Genomic DNA, 18,926 nt, shown 5'->3' on the forward strand with positions numbered 1-18,926 from the left:
TCCGTCCAGGGCGCATTACTTAACGGAACCCGTCCGGCGTTTCCGTTGCATCATGAAATTCCTCGATTTACGTTTGGTCCGATGACGGCGGATGGGGATCCGCCGACCAGAGTCGGGGTCAGTTCATGTTTCATAGTCGCGTGCTCGCGATCGTCGCCGTCGCGTGCGTATTCGTGTCCGGGAAGGCCGAAGCCGTCACCACGCCGGTCAGCAGCTTTCCGCTCTTCGTCGACTCCGCCGTCGACGAATACGTGTTCGCCGACGGGGCGGTTCTGGCGCCGTTGAGCGCAGGCGGCACGAACGCCGGTTACACGCCCTCCGATTTCGGCAACCTCGGCTTCCGCGAGAAGCAGTTCGACGACGAGGCCGACCGCGCGGAATGGAGCGGCTCGGAGGCGATCGCCCTCTCCTCGATCGGCTACAAGGGCGAGGGGTTCCAGATCGGCTACGACATGAACCAGCCCGGCAGCGCGACGCGGATCGCGATCTCGCGCATCCAGGTGCTGATCGACGGGGTGATGATCTGGGATCTGGACCCGCTGGTCGCGGCCATCGCGGCCACCACCTCGGCCGACGACAACATCGTCTTCAACCCCGCGGCCGCAGAGTGCGCGACCTGCCAGATCACGCAGAAGCCGCTGGGGCAGGGCGTGGACGCGGTGCTCAAGATCCCCGTCGGCCTGGTGGTGCAGGCGGGCGCGGCGCAGAACGCGGTGTTCACGGGCGCCAGCGTGATGACCTTCCGCTGGAAGCAGGACTTCGAGACCAAGAGCGACGGCGGCGGCGAGCAGTGGTCGCTGCTGGCCGACGGCGTCGGCACGCGGCTCGCCCCCGACGAGGTTCTGACCTACACGCCGATCCCGCTGCCCGCGGCCGCGGCGATGCTGCCTGCGGGCCTCGCGGCCTTCGGCCTCGCGCGCGGGCGGCGGCGGCGGGCCTGAGGGGAGGGGGGCCTCAGGCCGAGCAGGAGGCCCCGCCCAGCACGCAGAACTTGGCGCAATGGGGGTGGTTGAGCTTCACCGGGGCCGAGGCCTCGGCCAGGCTTTCGCCCAGGTCGAAGGCCGGATCGTAGGGCAGCAGCGTGCAGGCCGCGACCGAGGCGCGGGCGGCCCCGCGGCGGCGCACCACCATGCGCGAGGAGGCGCACATCACCTCCTCGGGGCGCTTGCCGAGGATGCCCCAGCAGGCGGTGGTGATCTCGGGCACGTCGGCGCGGGCGTCCATCTCGGGGAACAGCACGCAGGCGGCAGGGTCGGCGGCGTCGACGGGCAGGCGCTCGGCGGCGAAGAGGGCGGCGAAGCGGGCGCGCAGGGCGGGCTCCTCCTCGTCCCACAGGCGTCCCGCCACGGCGATCCGCGCGCCCGCGTCGCGCAGCCAGCGCAGCCCCTCGAGCGAGGACGCGAAGGCCCCGGCGCCGCGCTCGGCGTCATGGGGCCCGGGCTCGGGGTGGTCGAGCGAGACGCGGAAGGTCAGGCGCGCGCCATGGGCCGCGATCAGCGCCCGCAGCGCCGCCTGCACCGCGGGGCGCATCATCGGGCGCATGGCGTTGGTCAGCACCAGCACGTCGTGGCCGCGCGAGAGCGCCGCCCCGATCATCGCCGGCGCCTCGGGGTTGAGGAACGGCTCGCCCCCGGTGAAGCCCACCTCCTCCAGCGGCCAGCCGAGGTCCGCGGCCTCGTCCAGGAACCGCTCCACCTCGGCGGTGGTGATGTAGACGAGGCGGTCGTTGCTGGGCGAGCTCTCGATGTAGCAGGCCTTGCAGGCGATGTTGCACAGGGTGCCGGTGTTGAACCACAGCGTCCGCGGCCGGCTCAGCGCCACCGAGGCCCGCGGCTCTCCTGTCGCGGTGACGTCGGGATCGGCGAACTTGCGCGGGCCGGCGGGGGCCAGGGGCGCTTGCGAGGTCATGGCGGCTCCGGTCGGGCGGGACTGCGCGAGTCAGCGCAGGCGGGGGCGGCGCGGTCAAGCCGGGGGGCGCGGCGGATCACGCAGACGTAAATTCGGGAGAGGGCGCGGCGACTCGGCCGCTGGACGACGCCCCGGCCGCGCGGTAAGCGGAGCGCGCCCCCCGCCAGTGACGCCGACGCGAACGCGCGCAGCCGGAGCCCTTCCATGACCGCCGACAGCCCGACTTCCCCCGAGGCGCAGGAGCGCCCCATCAAGATCGCGCCCTCGATCCTCGCCGCCGACTTCGCCAACTTCGGGGCCGAGTGCCGGGCCGCTGAGGCCGCGGGCGCCGACTGGATCCATGTGGACGTGATGGACGGCCATTTCGTGCCCAACATCACCTTCGGCCCCGAGACGGTGCGCGCCCTGCGCCCGCACGTGACGGGGATCATGGACGTCCACCTGATGATCGCGCCGGTCGACCCCTACCTGCGCGCCTTCGCCGAGGCGGGCGCCGACGTGATCACCGCCCATGCCGAGGCGGGGCCGCACCTCGACCGCACGCTGCAGGCGATCCGCGAGCTGGGCTGCCGCGCGGGCGTGGCGCTGAACCCCGCGACCCCGGCCGAGGCGATCGAATACGTGCTCGACCGCATCGACCTGGTGTGCGTGATGACCGTGAACCCCGGCTTCGGCGGGCAGAAGTTCATCGGCTCCCAGATCCCCAAGATCCGCCGCCTGCGGGAGATGCTGGGCGACCGGCAGGTGCATATCGAGATCGACGGCGGCGTCACGCCCGAGACCGCGCCGCTGGTGGCCGCGGCGGGGGCGGACGTGCTGGTCGCGGGCTCGGCGGTGTTCAAGGGCGGCTCGGCCGCGAACCCCAAGGCCTACTGCGACAACATCTCGGCGATCCGCCGCGCGGCCGAGGCGGCGCGCGCCTGATCCCCAGCGGGCCGTCCACGCCCCGCGGGGCGTGGACGCCCTGCCTGCCGGTCGTTAGGCTCCGCCGCGAAAGGCCGCGTGAAGCGGTCCGCGACGACGCCCCAAGGGCCGGGAGGACCCCCATGAGAATCTGCTACGCCCCGAACACGCGGGCGGTCAGGATCGTCTGGCTGCTCAACGAGCTCGGCCTCGACTACGAGCTGGAGCGCTACAGGCTGGGCGATCCCGCAATGCGGGGGCCGGAACTGGCGAAGAGCCATCCGCTGGGCCGGGTGCCGGTGCTCCACGACGGGGAAGTCAGCCTCTACGAATCCGGGGCGATCGTGCAGTACATCCTGGCCCGCCACGCGCCGGGCAAGCTGGCGCCCTCGGTCGAGTCCGAGGATTTCCCCCGCTATCTCCAGTGGTTCCATTACGCGGAGGGCATGATCATGCCTCCCGTCAACACGCTGGTGGTCGAGACGATCCTGCTGCCCGAGGCGAAGCGCAACGCCGCCAACGCGATCCGCGCCGAGAAGCTGCTGGCCCGGATGCTCGACGCCGTCGAGCAGGGGCTGGAGGGGCGGGAATACCTCGCCGGCGAGTTCTCGGCGGCCGACATCATGTGCGGTCACGCCTGCATCGTCGGCTCGTCGCGGCTGACGGACCGGGCCGGGCGGCCGAACCTCTCGGCCTATGTCGAGCGGCTGAAGGCGCGCCCCGCGCTCGCCGCCGCCTGGGACGCGTGAGGGAGGACGACGCATGAGGAACCCGATCGACTTCTCCGGCAAGACCGTCCTCGTGGTGGGCGGCTCCAGCGGGATCGGCAACGGCGTGGCCCATGGTTTCTGCGAGGCGGGGGCCGAGGTCCACGTCTGGGGCACCCGCCCCTCAGCCGAGGACTATGCGGGCGTCGAGGGCTCGGACCTGACGGGCCTGCGCTACCAGGGCGTGGACGCCGCGGATTTCGAGGCGGTGGCGGCGGTGACGCCGGCCTTCGAGCGGCTCGACGTGCTGGTCGCCTGCCAGGGCACCGTGCTCTACAAGCGCGGCGAGTTCGAGATGGCGGGCTTCGCGCGGGTGGTCGACGTAAACCTGAACTCGCAGATGGCCTGCGCGGTGAAGTTCCGCCCGATGCTGGCCGCGGCGAAGGGCTCGCTGATTCTCGTCAGCTCGATCGTCGCCTACCATGCCGCGAAGGGAAACCCGGCCTACGCCGCCTCGAAGGCCGGGGTGGTGGGGCTCACCCGCACCCTCGGCCAGGCCTGGGCGCCGGAGGGGATTCGCGTCAACGGCATCGCGCCGGGCCTGGTGGACACGAAGCTGACCAAGGTCACGACCGAGCATCCGGAGCGAAAAGCGGGCGCGCTGGCGGGCATTCCGGCCGGCCGGTTGGGAGAACCGGCCGATATGGCCGGCGCGGCGCTGTTCCTCGCCTCCCCCCTGGCGAGCTATGTATACGGACAAACTCTGACCGTGGACGGGGGTATGATATTGTAATGAAATACGTTTGTGCACCTATATGGGCCACTTACGGGTTGACGGGCCCTCTCGATGCGCTAAGTTCATTCCCGCATCAGTTGCGTGAGCGTTGACCCCAGCTCAGCGTAGTGTGCCAATAGGCGTCTGGCCTCTCCCCAAGGCTGCCGCTGCAATCAGAGCGTTGATCCGCGCACGGGAAATTTACGCCCTCCTGCGGATTTCTGGACTTGAAAAAGGCCACGCGTTGCGCGTGGCCTTTTCTTTTTGGGCGGAGCCGCGCCGGGGGCAGGTCGGTTCCGCGGACGCAGCCGCCGCCCGAACCGGCCTCCCCCGGATGCAGGCGTCGGCCTCGCCCCGTCGCTTCGGAAGGTCGGTCGGCCCGCAGGCGAGCGCCGCCGTCTCCGCGCGCGGGCGGTGGCCTCGTTCTGGACCACCCACGCCCTGCGGCCTCCCGCGGGGCGGGGGGAACAGGTTCCGGCGGCCCCGGACGCCGCCCGGCGATCCGGCCGGCGCCGCCCGCTGGGCGCGCCGCCCGTCGCGCGGGAGGCCTGCGCGGACGCGTGGCTCGGCCGCATGGACAGCCTGCACCGTTGGCCCTAGCGTCCCGCGCGCGTCCGGCTTCGGCGCGGAATCGAGCGGTCCCCCCCCTTGCAGCTCGTCCTGTTCACCAACGGCATCCTCTTCGCCGCCATGGGCCTGCTGATGCTCGCCCCCGCGGCCGTGGACGGGCGCCCGGACGGTCCCTTCGTCGAGGCCGCCTTCCTCAGCGTCGTGCTCGGCGCCCTGGTCGCCGCCGCGACGCGCGGCGGTCGCGCGGGCTTCCGCGCCCACCATGCCTTCGTGATGACCACCACCGCCTGGATCACCGCCGCCGCCGCCGGCGCGGCCCCGATGATCGTGGGCGGGCTGAGCGTGACCGACGCCTATTTCGAGGCGATGTCGGGCCTGACGACCACCGGTTCGACCGTGATCTCGGGGCTGGACGGGCAGCCCAGGGGGCTGCTCGCCTGGCGCGCCATGCTGCAGTGGATCGGCGGCGTGGGCATCATCGTGATGGGCATCGCGGTGCTGCCGATGCTGCGGGTCGGGGGCATGCAGCTCTACCGCGCCGAGTCCTCGGACAAGGCGGAGAAGGAATTCGCCTCCGCCGGCCGCTTCGCCACCGGCACCGCCATGGTCTACGTGCTGCTGACGCTGGCCTGCATGGTGGCCTACGAGCTCTGCGGCATGAACGACTTCGAGGCGCTGATGCACGCGATGACCACGGTCTCGACCGGGGGCTTCTCGACCCACGACGCCTCGCTGGGGCACTACAACGACACGCCCGCGATCCAGTGGGTGGCGGTGGTGTTCATGCTCTCGGGCAGCCTGCCGTTCATCTGGTACCTGCGCGGCTGGACGCGGCGGGTGTTCGGCTCCGAGCAGGTGCGCGTCTACCTGCTGTCGCTGGGCGTGATCATCCTCGCTGTCGCCGCCTGGCTGGCGGCGGAGCGGGCGGAGCCGCCGCTCGACGCGCTGCGCCTCGCGGCCTTCAACGTGGTCAGCCTGGTGACCACCACCGGCTTCGCCAACACCGACTACATGCTGTGGGGCCCCGCGCCGGTGGCGGTCTTCCTGATCATCACCTGCTTCGGCGGCTGCACCGGCTCGACCTCGGGCGGGCTGAAGTCGATGCGGATCATCATCGCCACCAAGGCGCTGTTCGCCGCGGTCCGGCGCGTGCACAGCCCCAACTCGATCCAGAAGGTCCGCTTCGAGGGCCGCCCCGTGGACGACGCGGCGCTGAGCTCGGTGATGGCCTTCTGCATGTTCTTCCTGCTGACCTTCTTCACCCTGGCCATGGCGCTGGGGCTGATGGGGCTCGACATGGCGACCGCGGTCAGCGGAGCGGCCACCGCGCTCGCCAACGTGGGGCCGGGGATCGGGGACGTGATCGGGCCCGCGGGCTCCTTCGCCTCGCTCCCCGACGCGGCCAAGTGGCTGCTCTCGGCGGGGATGCTGCTGGGGCGGCTGGAGGTGATGACGGTGCTCGTGCTGCTGCAGGCGCACCGCTCCTGAGGGCGGACGCGAAAGGGGCCGCCCAGGGGCGGCCCCGGCCATGCGCAGGGGTCTGGCTTCGGGGTCAGACCACGAAGGAGAATGCCATGCCCGCGACGATCGCCCCGCCGAGCCCCAGCGCCACGTAGGCCGCGAAGATCGGCAGGCGGACCAGCGACCACACCGCCGCCATCGCCGGGATGCAGGAGACGGCGCCCGCGGTCAGGAAGGCCATCGCCGCGCCCGGGCTCATGCCCTGGGCGACCAGGGCCGCGACCAGCGGCGGGGCGGCGTAGCCGTTGAGATAGGCGGGCATGCCCACCAGCGCGCCGACCACGATCGGCAGCGGGCCCTCGCCGCCGGCCAGCGCGCCCACCGTTTCGGCCGGCACGAACTGGATCATCAGCCCCTCGAGCAGGTAGGCGAGCGCCATCCACTTCACCAGGAAGAGCGCGTTCGAGGCGGCCTCGGTCCGGAAGGTGGCGCGGCGTTTCTCGACCTCCCAGAACCGCCACACCGGCTTGCCCTTGAACGGCGAGCCGCAGCCGCAGCCGCCCGAGGGCGCGGTGGGCTTGAGCGGGTTCGCGAAGAGCCCCGCGCGCATCGCCCCCGCGGTCAGCAGGCCGCCGCCGAGGCCGACCCCCACCGCCGCGGCCGCCTTGCCGATGGCGAAGGGCCAGCCGAGCGCGCCGGCGGTGATCATGAAGCTCGCCGGGTCCATCAGCGGCGAGGAGAGCCAGAAGGCCATCACCGCCGAGACCGGCGCCCCCAGCGCCAGCAGCCCCGCGATGAAGGGGATCACCTGGCACGAGCAGAACGGGGCCAGCCCGCCCACGATCGCCGCGAGCACGATCATCCGGATCTCGCGGCCCTGGAAGGCGCGGGCGACGATCGCCTCGGCCCCCGTCGCCTTCAGCCAGGCGACGAGGCCCACGGCCACCGCGATGAAGGGCAGGGTGGACAGGAACGAGCCGACGGCGACGTCGAAGACCGCCGGCGCCTGCGCCGGGACCAGCAGGGCGGTGGCGAGCGCGATGGCGGCGATCAGCAGCCAGACGCGGTCGATCCCGCGCAGGCGCGTCCGGAAGGCGTCTGCGGTGCGAAGGGCGAGCTCGGTCATCTCTCGGCTCCGTCGGTGGGGCTCAGGCAGCCCGGGTGGGAATGGGCGGAGGGGCCGCCCGCGTCGGCGCAGCACTCGCGCTGCAGAAAGCCGACGAGGGCGGAAATGTTGGCGAAGCTCGCCCGGCAGATCAGCGAGCGGCCCTGCCGCTTCTGGCTCAGCAGGCCCGCGGCGGCGAGGAAGCGCAGGTGATGCGAGAGCGTCGAGGCGGCGATACCCAGACGCTCCTGCAGGGCGCCGACGGGAAGGCCGTCGGGGCCGGCGCGCACCAGGGTGCGGATCACCTCCAGCCGGGGCTCCGAGCCCAGGGCGGCGAACGCCTGGGCGGCGGCCTCGGGCGCGGGTGCCTCGGGCTCGGGGAGGGCGAGGGGGGAGTCGGGCGTCGTTCTCATGATTCCAGAAACATCGAAATGACGGCCGCGGTCAACTCCCTTTTCGAAGGCTCTGGGGGGGGCGGAGCCGGGGCAGGCGGAGAGCAGGCGCCCTGCGGGCGGGCTTGACCGGGGGGCGCTGGGGGCGAGGTCGCCGGGGAGCGGCTGGCGGGGGAGCCTCCGGCGGGCTCCGGACTCACCCAAGAACAAGACGCCCGCGCCTGTCCTCCGAAGCCGTCCATCGCTTGGGCTGCCTGAGCGACTCGCCCCCCGGGGTCAAGGACGAGCCGGCTTCGCCGGTCGCTGCGCGATCCTTGACCCCGGGGGGCGAGTCGCTCTGATCGGCGCCCGCGATGGACGGCTCCGGAGAACAGGCGCTCCCCGGGGGCGCGTGGGGCAGGGGCGAGATGGGCGGGCGTGGCACGCCTCCGGGGGAGGCGGCGACGAGGGGGTCAGCCGGCGCCGTTGACGCGGCCGCCGGCCATCCAGCCGGCCACCAGGTCGTGCTGCACGCGGGCCTGCTGCCACTGGCGGTAGAAGGTCAGGAGCTGGCGCAGCGGGGCCGAGAGACGCTGGAAGGCCGAGACGAAGGCCACCACCACGCCCACCGTGGTCTCGCCCTGGGTCACCAGCCAGCCGCCATAGCCGAGCGCGGCCAGGGGGCCGAGCTGGTTGAGCAGGTTCAGGATGCCCTTCATCCCGTATTTCACCAGGTAGATCGCCAGCCGGTTGCCGTAGATCCGCGGCAGCAGGCGGCCGACCCGGGCCTGGGCGGCGCGGGTCTCTCCCGAGCGCGCGCCCAGCGTGCGCAGCAGGCGGAAGCGCATGTTCATCAGCCGGTTCAGCCGGCCCTGCAGCAGCGGCGCCGCCAGCGCCTGGGGGGCGAGCAGCGCGGCCGAGACCAGCGCCAGCTCGGGCTGGGTCCAGGTCATGTAGGCGAAGACGCCCACCAGCATCGCGAAATTCGCGCAGGCGTCGGAGACGCCGGTGCCCACGAAGCCGCCCAGCCGGTCGATCTCGGAGCCGAGCACCACCGCCGAGACGCCGTGGCCCTCGTCGTCCTCGTCCTTGGCGGCGGCGCGCACCCGCATCTTCAGCGAATGGCGGCGCGTGTGGACGATGGCGCTCTCGGAGATCCAGCCCTGGTACATGCGCAGGGCGAGCTTCAGCACCTGCTGGGTCACCGCGACGCCGGCGTAGATCATCGCCAGCGTCCACAGGAGGCCCACGTCGCCCGGGGTGATCGCGTCGTCGATCAGCCGGCGCTGCAGCTCCACCGGCACCAGGTCCAGCAGCGCCACCAGCACCGCCGTCACGCACAGGCCGAGCTGGTGCACGCCGCTCATGCGCACCACGTAGCCCCAGAGGCTGGAGGCGGGGCTGTCGTCGCCGCTGCGCCCCATCCGGCGCATCCGCGGCATCCGCGGTCGACGGGGGCGCAGGCCCGCGGCCTCCCGCTCGGCCCGCCGCGCGGCGCGGCGGCCGCGGCGGCCGCCCGCCGCGCCGAGGCGCTCCCGCCCGCTCAGAAGCTGTCCTTCCGCTTGCGGACCTCGGCGAAGACGGCGCCGTCCTCGGCGCCCTCCATGCCGAGGTTGGCCTTCACCGACGCCTCGCCGGCCCGCAGGAACGGGTTGGTGGCGAACTCCTCGGCGAGCGTGACGGGGACGATGGGCTCGCCCGCCGCGTCGGCCGCCGCGATCGCCTCGATGCGCGCCTTGAGGGCGGCGTTCTCCGGCTCGATCGACAGCGCGAAGCGGCCGTTGGCGGCGCCGTAGTTGTGGCCCGAGTAGACCTGGGTCTGCGGATCCAGCGCCATCAGCTTCTTCAGGCTCTCCCACATCTGGGCGTAGGTCCCCTCGAACACCCGCCCGCAGCCGAGCGCCATCAGGCTGTCGGCGGTGAAGGCGACCTTCGCGCCCTCGAAGCAGAAGGCGATGTGGCCGATCGTGTGGCCGGAGACGTCGAGGATCGTCGCGCGCTCGGCGCCGACCTGCACGCTCTCGCCCTCCGACACGGCGACGTCGAGCGCCGGCAGGCGCTTGGCGTCGGCGCCGTGGCCCACGACCCTGGCGCCGTAGGCGGCGACCAGGTCGGGGATGCCCTGGATGTGATCGTCGTGATGGTGGGTCACCAGGATCAGGTCCAGCCGGCCGCCGGCGGCGTCGATCGCGGCCTTCAGCGGCGCGGCCTCAGGGGCGTCGACCACGGCCCACACGTCCTCGCTGGTCTCGTGGATCAGGTAGCCGTAGTTGTCCTGCAGGCAGGGGATGACCTGGATTTCGAGCGGCATCTGCGGTCTCCGTCTCTTGCAATTCCGGCGTCGCGGCGCACCCTGCACTTAGGGCGAGGGCGGAAAAAGGGCGCGCGATGCACCTCGATGTGATCGATCTGAGGCGGTTCTACTACCGCACCCCCCTCGGGCGCGCCACCCAGCGCAGCCTGCAGGAGGCGATCCGCGCGCTGTGGCCGGACGTCTCGGGGGAGACGGTGGCGGGCTTCGGCTTCGCCGCCCCCCTGCTGCGCCCCTTCCTGGGCGAGGCCGCCCGGGTGATCTGCCTGATGCCCGCGCCCCAGGGCGTCTGCCGCTGGCCGCCCGAGGGGCCCAACGCCGCCGTGCTGACCGACGAGACCCACTGGCCCCTGACCGCGGGCCAGGTGGACCGGCTGATCGTGGCCCACGCGCTGGAGACATCGGAGCGGCCGGGCGCCCTGCTCGAGGAGATGCACCGGGTCCTCGCGCCCGAGGGCAAGGCCATCGTCATCGCCCCGAACCGAACCGGCATGTGGGCGCGCTCGGACGCCACGCCCTTCGGCCACGGGCGGCCCTATTCGGCGAGCCAGCTCGAGGCGGCCCTGCGCGGCCACGACTTCGCGCCCGAGCGCACGCAGGCCGCGCTCTACGGGCCGCCCTCGCACCGGCGCTACTGGCTCAAGACCCACCGGCTGTGGGAGGGGGTGGGCCGGCGCTTCGACGCCCAGCGCCTGGGCGGCGCGGTTCTGGTCGAGGCGACGCGGCGCGTCTACGCCATGCCCCGCTCGGGCCTGAAGGAGAAGTCGCTCTCGCCCCTGGAGGTGCTGGAGGGGCTCGCCAAGCCCGGCGGCGTGCGCCCCGCCGCCGGCGGCGGCGCGCGGCCCGCGGGACGCGCGCAGGGCGGCGAGCGGCCGGCGCTGCGCGCGCTGATCGGCGGGCGCGGCGCTCAGAACAGCAGGCCGATGCCCCAGGACGCGCCGCTCCACCCGCCCGAGCCGACGCCGACCGAAAGATAGGGGCGCACCCGCACGCCGGATCGGTCGCGACGCTCGTCGAGCTCCTCCTCCTCGGGCAGCGCCTCGGCCGGCTGCTGGAGGCCGGCGGCGTAGGCCGCCTGGAACGGCCCGGCGAGCGGGTCGGGGCAGTCGAGCGTGGGGGAGACGCGGCGCCGGCCCAGCCTGGCGCCGTTCTCGGGCGAGCAGTAGGCCCCCCGCCCCTCGTCGTGGCCGGCCATGTAGGCGTCCTGCGCCCCGTCCGGATCGACCAGCCGCGGGCACCCCGAGAGCCGGGCGAGGCCGGAGGCCGGCGAGCGGCCGGCCATCGCGTCCTCGACCCCCTGGGCGTTCCAGTCGACCGAGGCGCAGTCGCCCCCGGTTCCCGAGAGCGCGGCCTGGCGCCCCTCGGGCGCGGAGCTGCATCCCGCGAGCGCCAGCGCGAGGCCGGCGGCGAGGGGAAGCGCGGAGGAAAGCGCGGGGCGGAAGCGGCGAATCGCGGTCATCATGGTCTCCTTATGCACGCGAATGCGGCCGGGGGGCGCCGCGTTCCGTATGTGCTTGCACGCGGGGGGCCGGGTTTGCCGTCGGGCGCGACGGCGTTCCACGGGCCGCGGCGCGGGGCCCGCGTCGAAGCGGGCGCCCGGCGGGGCGGGGCGGCGGCTTGTTTCGCGCGCGCTCCCTCGCCAAGGTGTCGCCCGACACGGCCGGGACCGACCGGCCGGCAGATCGTTTGCGAGGAGGAGACCCCGAAATGACCGATCGCCTGGTGATCGTGACCCAGCCCGAGGACGGCGTGGTGGAGGCCGTGCTGAACCGTCCCGACAAGCTCAACGCCATCACGCCCGAGCTGATGCGCGCCATCGCCGACGCCCAGGCCGAGATCGCGGCCATGGAGGGCGTGAGCTGCGTGGTGCTGCGCGGCGAGGGGCGGGCGTTCTGCGCGGGCCTCGACAAGTCGGGCTTCGAGCGCATGAAGTCGACGGGCGCGGGCTCGCTGGGCATGGACATCATGGACCGCACCCACGGGCCCGCCAACGTGGCGCAGAACGCCTGCTGGGGCTGGCGGATGCTGAACGTGCCGGTGGTCTGCGCCCTGCAGGGTTTCGCATTGGGCGGCGGTTTCCAGATCTGTCTCGGCGCCGACATCCGCATCGCGGCGCCGGGGACCCGGTTCTCGATCATGGAGATGAAGTGGGGCCTGGTCCCGGACATGGGCGGCATGGCCGCGATGCGCCACCTCGCCCGCGGCGACGTGATCCGCAAGCTGACCTACACCGCCGAGGTGTTCGAGGCGGACGCCGCCTTCGACTACGGCTTCGTGACCGAGATCGCCGAGGATCCGCTGGCCCGCGCCCGGGAACTGGCGCGCGAGATCGCCGGCAAGAGCCCCTCGGCCCTGCGCTCGGCCAAGGAGCTGCTGAACATCGCCGACGAGGAAGGCGGCGCGCTGGAGCCGCTGCTGGCCGAGTCGCGCCTGCAGAAGGCGCTGATCGGCAAGCCCCACCAGCTGGAGGCCATCGCGGCCGGCATGGAAGGCCGCCCGGCGAAGTTCGCCTGAAGGCGTCGGGTTTTTCGAAAGAGGGGGCGCGTCTTCTGGCGCGCCCCTCGCCGTTTCGGCGGGGCGCTCGAGGTGCGTCGAGCCTCGCCGAGCCAGCGCGCAGGCGGGCGAGCGGTCTACAGGCGCCCTGCGGGCGGGCTCGGCTGCGTCGCGACTCTGGCGGGCGTTGCGAGAGATCGGGGAGGCGCGGAGCCTCCGGCGGGCTCCCGACTCACCAAAGAACAGAAGCGCCCGCGCCTGTCCTCCGGAGCCGTCTCTCGCTGATGGATGCCTGAGCGACTCGCCCGCCCCGGTCAAGGACAAGCCGCGCAAGCGCGGTCGCTGCGCGATCCTTGACCGGGGCGGGCGAGTCGCTCTTTCCGGCATCCGCGAGAGACGGCTCCGGAGAACAGGCGCTCCCGGGGGCACGTGGGGCAGGCGTGGGGCCGCCGGCGCGCCGTGTCCGGGCGCGGGGGGGCAGGGCGAGTTCGCCGGGCTGGCAGGGGGTTAGGGGCCGGGCGAGAGGCGCGGGCAGGGCGGGGCGGCGGATCGTTTGCTGGACGGTGCGGCGACCGGGAGCGGCGAGCGGGGCTTGCGACGGCGCCGGATCGCGGGGCTGGGCAACGCTTTCTTAACCCTGGCCGCCCAGTCTCTGCGTCGTTGGTCGAATTACGTCTATGTTCGCGTAAAGTTCTCGGTTAAGATCGGGGCAAAAGCAGAACATGGGCGCAGGTCGGCCCCCGCAACGCGGCGTCGCAGTCGACGGGACCCTGCGCGCGAGGCATATGGAGACAGGCATGGCTCAGACCATCTTCGACCTGAACGGCAGGACCGGCATGGACAAGCAGAAAGCCCTCGAATCCGCGCTCGCCCAGATCGAGCGGAACTTCGGCAAGGGCTCCATCATGAAGCTTGGCGAACGCCAGGTGATGGACATCGAAGCGGTGTCGACGGGCTCGATCGGGCTCGACATCGCGCTGGGCATCGGCGGCCTTCCCAAGGGCCGCATCATCGAGATCTACGGGCCGGAAAGCTCGGGCAAGACCACGCTCGCGCTGCACGTCATCGCGGAAGAGCAGCGCAACGGCGGCATCTGCGCCTTCGTCGACGCCGAGCACGCCCTCGACCCCACCTACGCCCGCAAGCTGGGCGTGGACGTGGACGAGATGCTGATCTCCCAGCCCGACGCCGGCGAGCAGGCGCTGGAGATCACCGACACGCTGGTGCGCTCGGGCGCGGTGTCGGTGGTGGTCGTCGACTCGGTCGCGGCGCTGACCCCGCGCTCGGAGCTCGAGGGCGACATGGGGGACAGCTCGGTCGGCGTGCAGGCGCGGCTGATGAGCCAGGCGATGCGCAAGCTGACCGGCTCGATCTCCCGCTCGAAGTGCATGGTGATCTTCATCAACCAGATCCGCATGAAGATCGGCGTGATGTTCGGCTCGCCGGAGACCACGACGGGCGGCAACGCGCTGAAGTTCTACTCCTCCGTGCGGCTCGACATCCGCCGCATCGGCGCGATCAAGGACCGCGACGAGGTGGTGGGCAACACCACCCGCGTGAAGGTGGTGAAGAACAAGGTCGCGCCGCCGTTCAAGCAGGTCGAGTTCGACATCATGTACGGCGAGGGCATCTCCAAGACCGGCGAGCTGATCGACCTCGGCGTCAAGGCGGGGGTGGTCGAGAAGTCCGGCTCCTGGTTCAGCTACGGCGACCAGCGGATCGGGCAGGGGCGCGAGAACGCCAAGACCTTCCTGCGCGAGAACCCCGACGTGGCCCATGAGATCGAGGACAAGATCCGCGCGGCCCACGGCCTCGACTTCGGCGCCTCCCCCGACGAGGGCGGCGAAGAGGTGATGGAAGACTGATTGCGGCCCCATCGCCGGAGCGAAGCGGGCGCCCCCTCGGGGGCGCCCGTTTTCGTTCGCGGGGGCGGTGCGGCGAGGCGGGCGGTTGCATCGCGGTGAAACTATATTAGAACGATTCCAGATTCAGACCCGCGAGTGCGCCATGTTCCGCTTCCTCTCCGCCCGCAAGACCTTCGCCGAGCTCGACGACCGCGAGATCCTGGCGCTGGCGATCTCCTCCGAGGAGGACGACGCGCGCATCTACGCCGACTTCGCCGCCCGCCTGCGAGGCGAGTTCCCCGCCACCGCCGCGATCTTCGACGGCATGGCGCAGGAGGAGGACGGCCACCGTCGCCGGCTGATCGACCTCTTCGAGTCGCGCTTCTCCGGCCCGATCCCCCTGATCCGCCGCGAGCACGTGGCGGGCTGGTACGCCCGCCGGCCCGTCTGGCTGACCGAGACCCTCGATATCGCGACCCTGCGCGGCGAGGCCGCGCGGATGGAGCGGGCGGCGGCGGAGTTCTACGACCGCGCCGCAGCCCGCGCGACCGATCCCGCGCAGCGGCGCCTGCTGGGGGACCTCGCGCTCGCCGAACGCGGCCACGAACGCGCGGCGGAGGGGCTGGAGGCAGCCCGCCTCGACGACGACGCCGAGGCGGCGGAGGCCGAGGCCGACCATCGCCGCTTCGTGCTGACCTGGGTGCAGCCGGGGTTGGCGGGGCTGATGGACGGCTCGGTTTCGACGCTGGCGCCGATCTTCGCGACGGCCTTCGCCACCGGCGACACGATGACGACCTTTCGGGTGGGGCTGGCGGCTTCGGTCGGGGCCGGGATCTCGATGGGCTTCACCGAGGCGGCGTCGGACGACGGCGTGATCTCGGGCCGCGGCTCGCCGGTGAAGCGGGGGCTGGCGGCGGGCATCATGACCACGGTCGGGGGCCTGGGGCACGCGATGCCCTACCTGATCCCGGATTTCATGACGGCGACCGTCATCGCCCTGGCGCTGGTCTTCGCCGAGCTCTGGGCGATCGCCTGGATCCAGAAGCGGTGGATGAGCACGCCCTTCCTGCGGGCGGTCCTCCAGGTGGTGGTGGGCGGCGCGCTGGTGCTGGCGGCCGGCATCCTGATCGGAGAGGTCTGACCCGCTGCAGACGCGCCCGTGGCCGTCCCGCAGCGGGCGGATCGGCCCTGCCGGGGGACGCCGACGTCCGCCGCAGGCCAGGCGCCCGGTCGTGCTGCAGCCTGCCCGCCGGCCCGCGCGAGCGCCGGCGAGGCCCGCCTCATGCCCCGCCGGTCTGGCTTGCGCCCGGCCTCGCGCCAGGGGCGCCCTTGGCAGGCCGCGAGCATCGCCCATCGGCCTGGCGCGGACCGCTCGCGAGGGGCGGCGGGCCCCCGGCGCCGACGCCCGCCCTGCGCCACGGGCGGGAGCGGGCGGCAGGCGAGACCGGCGTCGCGGCGCCTCGGGCCCGCGCGGGAGGCGCCGGGGAGCAGGTCAGCCGGCCGCCAGCGACAGGGGCGCCCGGCCGTGGAGCTCGAGCTCCGGCCGCTCGGTGGGGAAGACGAACAGGCCCTCGCCCCGGACCTCGATGTCGGAGTCGCGGAAATCCTCCTGCGAGAGCAGGCCGCGCAGGGTGGCGGAGCGGCCGGGCAGGAAGTCGTGCGGCTCGATCAGGATGGCGGGCCGGTGGGCCCAGAAGGCGGCGTCGGGGGCGAGCGCCTCGGCCTCCGCGCCCTCGATGTCCATCTTCAGAAGCACCAGCTCGGCGTCCGGACGCTCGGCCAGCAGGGCGTCGATGGTCACCGCCTCCGTCGAGACGTCGGCGAGGCGCGAGTCCGCTATGGCCGGGCGGTAGGAGAAGGCGCCCTCCCGCGCGTCCAGATCCTCGGGGACCAGGCGGCCGGCGGAGCTCCACAGCGCCGCGTCGCGGAAGCGCACGTTGCGCAGGCCCGTGCAGTTGCGCCGCGCCATGGCGAGGTTGCCGCGGTGCGGCTCCACGCACAGAACGTCGGCCTGGGGCCAGCGGCGCGCCGCCTCCTGAGAGAACAGGCCGATGTTGCCGCCGGCGTCGACGATCAGCGGCCGACGGCCGGCCGACTGGGCGCGCGCGCAGCGGCGGTCGATCGCCTCCGCCCGGTCGGGGGAGAGCTCGTATTCCCGCTGCACCACGATCTTGCGGTAGACGCGCAGGTCCGAGGTGCGCGCGCGCAGCCGGACCGTGCGGCCGCCCCCCGCCGGCGCCCGGATCCGCCGTCCCGGCGGCCCGAGGAAGCAGAACCCGACGTGCCAGAGCGCGAGGGGCAGGCCCGCCGGTCCCCGCCACCGCATGTAGTCGGCGAGCCATCCCAGCCCTGCCGCGAACGACCTGAACATCGGCCTCTCCTCGCCGTCGCTTCGGTTCGCCAAGGGACCACGACGACGGTAAAGATCGGCTTAACCGCACGCCGCCGGGCAGGCGGCGGCGGTGCGGGGCGCACCGGACGGGGGATCGTCCGCGCGAAGGCTCAGGCGGTGAAGCCGTAGCCGTCGGGGTCGGCGACGGGCTTCCCGTCCAGCGCCTTGAGCAGGCCGGTCACGAAGCGGGCCACCGCCCACACGGCCCAGATCGCCATCACCAGCCAGCCCACGAGCACCAGCGTCAGGACCGCGCCCAGCACGATCGCGCCGAGCCCGACCCAGAAGGACCGGATCTGGAAGGCCATGTGGCTGGCCTCGGCCGGGGCGGCCTCGTCGCGCTTGGCGTAGGCGATCACCACGCCGGCCAGCGCGCAGAGCGGCACGGCGAAGCCCACCAGATAGAGCACGTAGACCAGCTTCACCGCATCCCAGCTGCGCAGGCCGGAGGGTTTCTCGGCGGGCTCCCCGTAGGGAGCGGGATCCTGGGTCATCGGGTCGGACATCGGGAGGCTCCTGCTGCGACGCGTGAGACCGGAAAGCTAGGCGGGGATTGCGGCCGGGCGGTGACAGGCGGGCGGCGGGGGTGGGGAGATGCGCGAACGGCCCGCGGATCGCTCCGCGGGCCGTCCCGGTCGTTCAGGGCCGGGGCCTGAGGGATCAGGCCCCGAAGGCTCAGGCCAGCGCCTTGTTGAGGTTCTCGTCGACCTTCTCGAGGAAGCCCATGGTGGTCAGCCACTTCTGGTCGGGGCCGACCAGCAGGGCGAGATCCTTGGTCATGAACCCGCTCTCGACCGTGTCGACGACGCACTTCTCCAGCGCGGTCGCGAAGGTCATCAGCGCGTCGTTGCCGTCGAGCGTGGCGCGGTGCTTCAGGCCGCCGGTCCAGGCGAAGATCGAGGCGATGGAGTTGGTCGAGGTCTCCTTGCCCGCCTGGTGCTGACGGTAGTGACGGGTGACGGTGCCGTGGGCGGCCTCGGCCTCGACGATCTTCCCGTCGGGCGTCATCAGCTGCGAGGTCATCAGGCCCAGCGAGCCGAAGCCCTGGGCCACGGTGTCGGACTGCACGTCGCCGTCGTAGTTCTTGCACGCCCAGACGTAGCCGCCGGACCACTTCATGGCGCAGGCCACCATGTCGTCGATCAGGCGATGCTCGTAGGTGATGCCGGCCTTCTTGAACTTGTCGGCGAACTCGGCGTCGAAGACCTCCTGGAACAGGTCCTTGAAGCGGCCGTCATAGGCCTTGAGGATCGTGTTCTTGGTCGACAGATACACCGGCCAGCCGCGGGCGAGGCCGTAGTTCATCGAGGCGCGGGCGAAGTCGCGGATCGAGTCGTCGAGGTTGTACATCGCCATCGTCACGCCCGAGCCGGGGGCCTGGAAGACCTCGTGCTCGATCGTCTCGCCGTCCTCGCCGACGAACTTGATCGTCAGCTTGCCCTTGCCGGGGAAGCGGAAGTCGGTGGCGCGGTACTGGTCGCCGAAGGCGTGACGGCCGACCACGATCGGCTGGGTCCAGCCGGGGACGAGGCGCGGCACGTTCTTGCAGATGATCGGCTCGCGGAAGATCACGCCGCCCAGGATGTTGCGGATCGTCCCGTTGGGCGAGCGCCACATCTTCTTGAGGCCGAACTCCTCGACGCGCTGCTCGTCGGGGGTGATCGTGGCGCATTTCACGCCGACGCCGACCTCCTTGATCTTCTCGGCGGCGTCGATGGTGATCTGGTCGTCGGTGCGGTCCCGCTCCTCGATGCCGAGGTCGTAGTAGAGCAGGTCGACGTCGAGATAGGGCAGGATCAGCTTCTTCTTGATGAAGTCCCAGATGATCCGGGTCATCTCGTCGCCGTCGAGCTCCACGACGGGATTTTCGACCTTGATCTTGCTCATGCGGCTCTCCATTGGCCTCGGGCCGGTCGGTATGCGGGGCCGCGGCGCAGACGTCAGGCGCGCCGGCCGCGGGGGTCGAACGGTATGCAGCGGGATACAAAGGCCCCGCGCGGATGGCAAGCGCTCGCGTCGGGCGGGAGCGCGGCGGCGTCGCGACCTGACGCCGCGACGGGCGCGACGCTAGCACCTCGTCGCGGGG

At 72.3% G+C, this 18,926-nt stretch carries 18 protein-coding genes; 9 read left to right on the forward strand and 9 right to left on the reverse strand.

Going from position 1 to position 18,926, the window contains the following annotated elements:
* Window positions 1-173: 173 nt before the first annotated feature.
* The gene (locus BM064_RS11650) at window positions 174-941 is read left to right on the forward strand and encodes a hypothetical protein (RefSeq protein WP_143103312.1); all 768 of its coding nucleotides are present in this window, start codon (window positions 174-176) and stop codon (window positions 939-941) included.
* Window positions 942-954: 13 nt separating this feature from the next.
* Here the strand turns inward: BM064_RS11650 and BM064_RS11655 are convergent, their stop codons facing one another.
* Window positions 955-1,908 carry a radical SAM protein gene (locus BM064_RS11655; protein ID WP_092859961.1) on the reverse strand — a complete coding sequence of 318 codons (954 nt, stop codon included), beginning with the start codon at window positions 1,906-1,908 and terminating at the stop codon, window positions 955-957.
* Between the two features lie 204 nt (window positions 1,909-2,112).
* Between BM064_RS11655 and rpe the strand changes: the two genes are divergently transcribed.
* From rpe to BM064_RS11675, 4 genes are all read left to right on the forward strand, one after another.
* On the forward strand, window positions 2,113-2,832 hold the full coding sequence (gene rpe, locus BM064_RS11660; RefSeq protein WP_092859962.1) for a ribulose-phosphate 3-epimerase: 720 nt from the start codon (window positions 2,113-2,115) through the stop codon (window positions 2,830-2,832).
* Window positions 2,833-2,954: 122 nt separating this feature from the next.
* Complete coding sequence (locus tag BM064_RS11665) at window positions 2,955-3,560, forward strand: glutathione S-transferase family protein (protein ID WP_092859963.1); 606 nt, start codon at window positions 2,955-2,957, stop codon at window positions 3,558-3,560.
* A gap of 13 nt (window positions 3,561-3,573) precedes the next feature.
* Window positions 3,574-4,311 (forward strand): SDR family NAD(P)-dependent oxidoreductase, encoded by a 738-nt coding sequence (locus tag BM064_RS11670; protein WP_092859964.1) that lies wholly within the window; start codon window positions 3,574-3,576, stop codon window positions 4,309-4,311.
* 630 nt (window positions 4,312-4,941) lie between these two features.
* A complete protein-coding gene (locus BM064_RS11675) occupies window positions 4,942-6,351 on the forward strand; it encodes a TrkH family potassium uptake protein (protein WP_218161022.1) in 1,410 nt (469 codons plus the stop codon).
* A 64-nt stretch (window positions 6,352-6,415) separates the two neighbouring features.
* Here BM064_RS11675 and BM064_RS11680 read toward each other — a convergent pair whose 3' ends face one another.
* From BM064_RS11680 to gloB, 4 genes are all read right to left on the reverse strand, one after another.
* Window positions 6,416-7,450 carry a permease gene (locus tag BM064_RS11680; RefSeq protein ID WP_092859965.1) on the reverse strand — a complete coding sequence of 345 codons (1,035 nt, stop codon included), beginning with the start codon at window positions 7,448-7,450 and terminating at the stop codon, window positions 6,416-6,418.
* Window positions 7,447-7,842, reverse strand: coding sequence for an ArsR/SmtB family transcription factor (locus tag BM064_RS11685; protein ID WP_092859966.1), 396 nt, complete (start codon window positions 7,840-7,842; stop codon window positions 7,447-7,449). Before BM064_RS11685 ends, BM064_RS11680 begins: the two co-directional genes overlap by 4 nt.
* Before the next feature lie 431 nt (window positions 7,843-8,273).
* Complete coding sequence (locus BM064_RS11690; protein WP_092859967.1) at window positions 8,274-9,233, reverse strand: ABC transporter transmembrane domain-containing protein; 960 nt, start codon at window positions 9,231-9,233, stop codon at window positions 8,274-8,276.
* Between the two features lie 110 nt (window positions 9,234-9,343).
* A complete protein-coding gene (gene gloB / locus BM064_RS11695; protein WP_092859968.1) occupies window positions 9,344-10,111 on the reverse strand; it encodes a hydroxyacylglutathione hydrolase in 768 nt (255 codons plus the stop codon).
* Between the two features lie 77 nt (window positions 10,112-10,188).
* Between gloB and BM064_RS11700 the strand changes: the two genes are divergently transcribed.
* Window positions 10,189-11,088 carry a class I SAM-dependent methyltransferase gene (locus BM064_RS11700; protein ID WP_092859969.1) on the forward strand — a complete coding sequence of 300 codons (900 nt, stop codon included), beginning with the start codon at window positions 10,189-10,191 and terminating at the stop codon, window positions 11,086-11,088.
* Here BM064_RS11700 and BM064_RS11705 read toward each other — a convergent pair.
* Window positions 11,019-11,570: a DUF2799 domain-containing protein gene (locus tag BM064_RS11705; protein WP_177236226.1), complete on the reverse strand. Its 552-nt coding sequence runs from the start codon at window positions 11,568-11,570 to the stop codon at window positions 11,019-11,021. The genes BM064_RS11700 and BM064_RS11705 overlap by 70 nt on opposite strands.
* 248 nt (window positions 11,571-11,818) lie before the next feature.
* On the opposite strand from BM064_RS11705, the gene BM064_RS11710 reads away from it, so the two are divergent.
* From BM064_RS11710 to mbfA, 3 genes are all read left to right on the forward strand, one after another.
* Window positions 11,819-12,625 carry a crotonase/enoyl-CoA hydratase family protein gene (locus tag BM064_RS11710; RefSeq protein ID WP_092859971.1) on the forward strand — a complete coding sequence of 269 codons (807 nt, stop codon included), beginning with the start codon at window positions 11,819-11,821 and terminating at the stop codon, window positions 12,623-12,625.
* Between the two features lie 776 nt (window positions 12,626-13,401).
* Complete coding sequence (gene recA, locus BM064_RS11720; protein ID WP_092859973.1) at window positions 13,402-14,469, forward strand: recombinase RecA; 1,068 nt, start codon at window positions 13,402-13,404, stop codon at window positions 14,467-14,469.
* 142 nt (window positions 14,470-14,611) lie between these two features.
* Complete coding sequence (gene mbfA, locus BM064_RS11725; RefSeq protein ID WP_092859974.1) at window positions 14,612-15,589, forward strand: iron exporter MbfA; 978 nt, start codon at window positions 14,612-14,614, stop codon at window positions 15,587-15,589.
* A 351-nt stretch (window positions 15,590-15,940) separates the two neighbouring features.
* Here mbfA and BM064_RS11730 read toward each other — a convergent pair whose 3' ends face one another.
* The 3 genes from BM064_RS11730 to BM064_RS11740 all read right to left on the reverse strand — a co-directional run bounded on the left by BM064_RS11730 (window position 15,941) and on the right by BM064_RS11740 (window position 18,727).
* Entirely contained in the window at window positions 15,941-16,819 is an 879-nt protein-coding gene (locus BM064_RS11730; protein ID WP_092859975.1) for an FkbM family methyltransferase, read from the reverse strand.
* Between the two features lie 131 nt (window positions 16,820-16,950).
* A complete protein-coding gene (locus BM064_RS11735) occupies window positions 16,951-17,346 on the reverse strand; it encodes a DUF4870 family protein (protein ID WP_092859976.1) in 396 nt (131 codons plus the stop codon).
* Between the two features lie 169 nt (window positions 17,347-17,515).
* Window positions 17,516-18,727 carry an NADP-dependent isocitrate dehydrogenase gene (locus tag BM064_RS11740; RefSeq protein WP_092859977.1) on the reverse strand — a complete coding sequence of 404 codons (1,212 nt, stop codon included), beginning with the start codon at window positions 18,725-18,727 and terminating at the stop codon, window positions 17,516-17,518.
* Window positions 18,728-18,926: the final 199 nt, after the last annotated feature.

The sequence above is a fragment of the Albimonas pacifica genome, assembly GCF_900113695.1.
GTDB classification, from domain to species: Bacteria; Pseudomonadota; Alphaproteobacteria; order Rhodobacterales; family Rhodobacteraceae; genus Albimonas; species Albimonas pacifica.

What these genes read in the sequence shown, in the direction of transcription:
- BM064_RS11655 (WP_092859961.1), bottom strand. Translation starts at nt 1,908, where the DNA reads ATGACCTCGCAAGCGCCCCTGGCCCCCGCCGGCCCGCGCAAGTTCGCC.
- rpe (WP_092859962.1), top strand. Translation starts at nt 2,113, where the DNA reads ATGACCGCCGACAGCCCGACTTCCCCCGAGGCGCAGGAGCGCCCCATC.
- BM064_RS11665 (WP_092859963.1), top strand. Translation starts at nt 2,955, where the DNA reads ATGAGAATCTGCTACGCCCCGAACACGCGGGCGGTCAGGATCGTCTGG.
- BM064_RS11670 (WP_092859964.1), top strand. Translation starts at nt 3,574, where the DNA reads ATGAGGAACCCGATCGACTTCTCCGGCAAGACCGTCCTCGTGGTGGGC.
- BM064_RS11680 (WP_092859965.1), bottom strand. Translation starts at nt 7,450, where the DNA reads ATGACCGAGCTCGCCCTTCGCACCGCAGACGCCTTCCGGACGCGCCTG.
- BM064_RS11685 (WP_092859966.1), bottom strand. Translation starts at nt 7,842, where the DNA reads ATGAGAACGACGCCCGACTCCCCCCTCGCCCTCCCCGAGCCCGAGGCA.
- BM064_RS11690 (WP_092859967.1), bottom strand. Translation starts at nt 9,233, where the DNA reads ATGCGCCGGATGGGGCGCAGCGGCGACGACAGCCCCGCCTCCAGCCTC.
- gloB (WP_092859968.1), bottom strand. Translation starts at nt 10,111, where the DNA reads ATGCCGCTCGAAATCCAGGTCATCCCCTGCCTGCAGGACAACTACGGC.
- BM064_RS11700 (WP_092859969.1), top strand. Translation starts at nt 10,189, where the DNA reads ATGCACCTCGATGTGATCGATCTGAGGCGGTTCTACTACCGCACCCCC.
- BM064_RS11705 (WP_177236226.1), bottom strand. Translation starts at nt 11,570, where the DNA reads ATGACCGCGATTCGCCGCTTCCGCCCCGCGCTTTCCTCCGCGCTTCCC.
- BM064_RS11710 (WP_092859971.1), top strand. Translation starts at nt 11,819, where the DNA reads ATGACCGATCGCCTGGTGATCGTGACCCAGCCCGAGGACGGCGTGGTG.
- recA (WP_092859973.1), top strand. Translation starts at nt 13,402, where the DNA reads ATGGCTCAGACCATCTTCGACCTGAACGGCAGGACCGGCATGGACAAG.
- mbfA (WP_092859974.1), top strand. Translation starts at nt 14,612, where the DNA reads ATGTTCCGCTTCCTCTCCGCCCGCAAGACCTTCGCCGAGCTCGACGAC.
- BM064_RS11730 (WP_092859975.1), bottom strand. Translation starts at nt 16,819, where the DNA reads ATGTTCAGGTCGTTCGCGGCAGGGCTGGGATGGCTCGCCGACTACATG.
- BM064_RS11735 (WP_092859976.1), bottom strand. Translation starts at nt 17,346, where the DNA reads ATGTCCGACCCGATGACCCAGGATCCCGCTCCCTACGGGGAGCCCGCC.
- BM064_RS11740 (WP_092859977.1), bottom strand. Translation starts at nt 18,727, where the DNA reads ATGAGCAAGATCAAGGTCGAAAATCCCGTCGTGGAGCTCGACGGCGAC.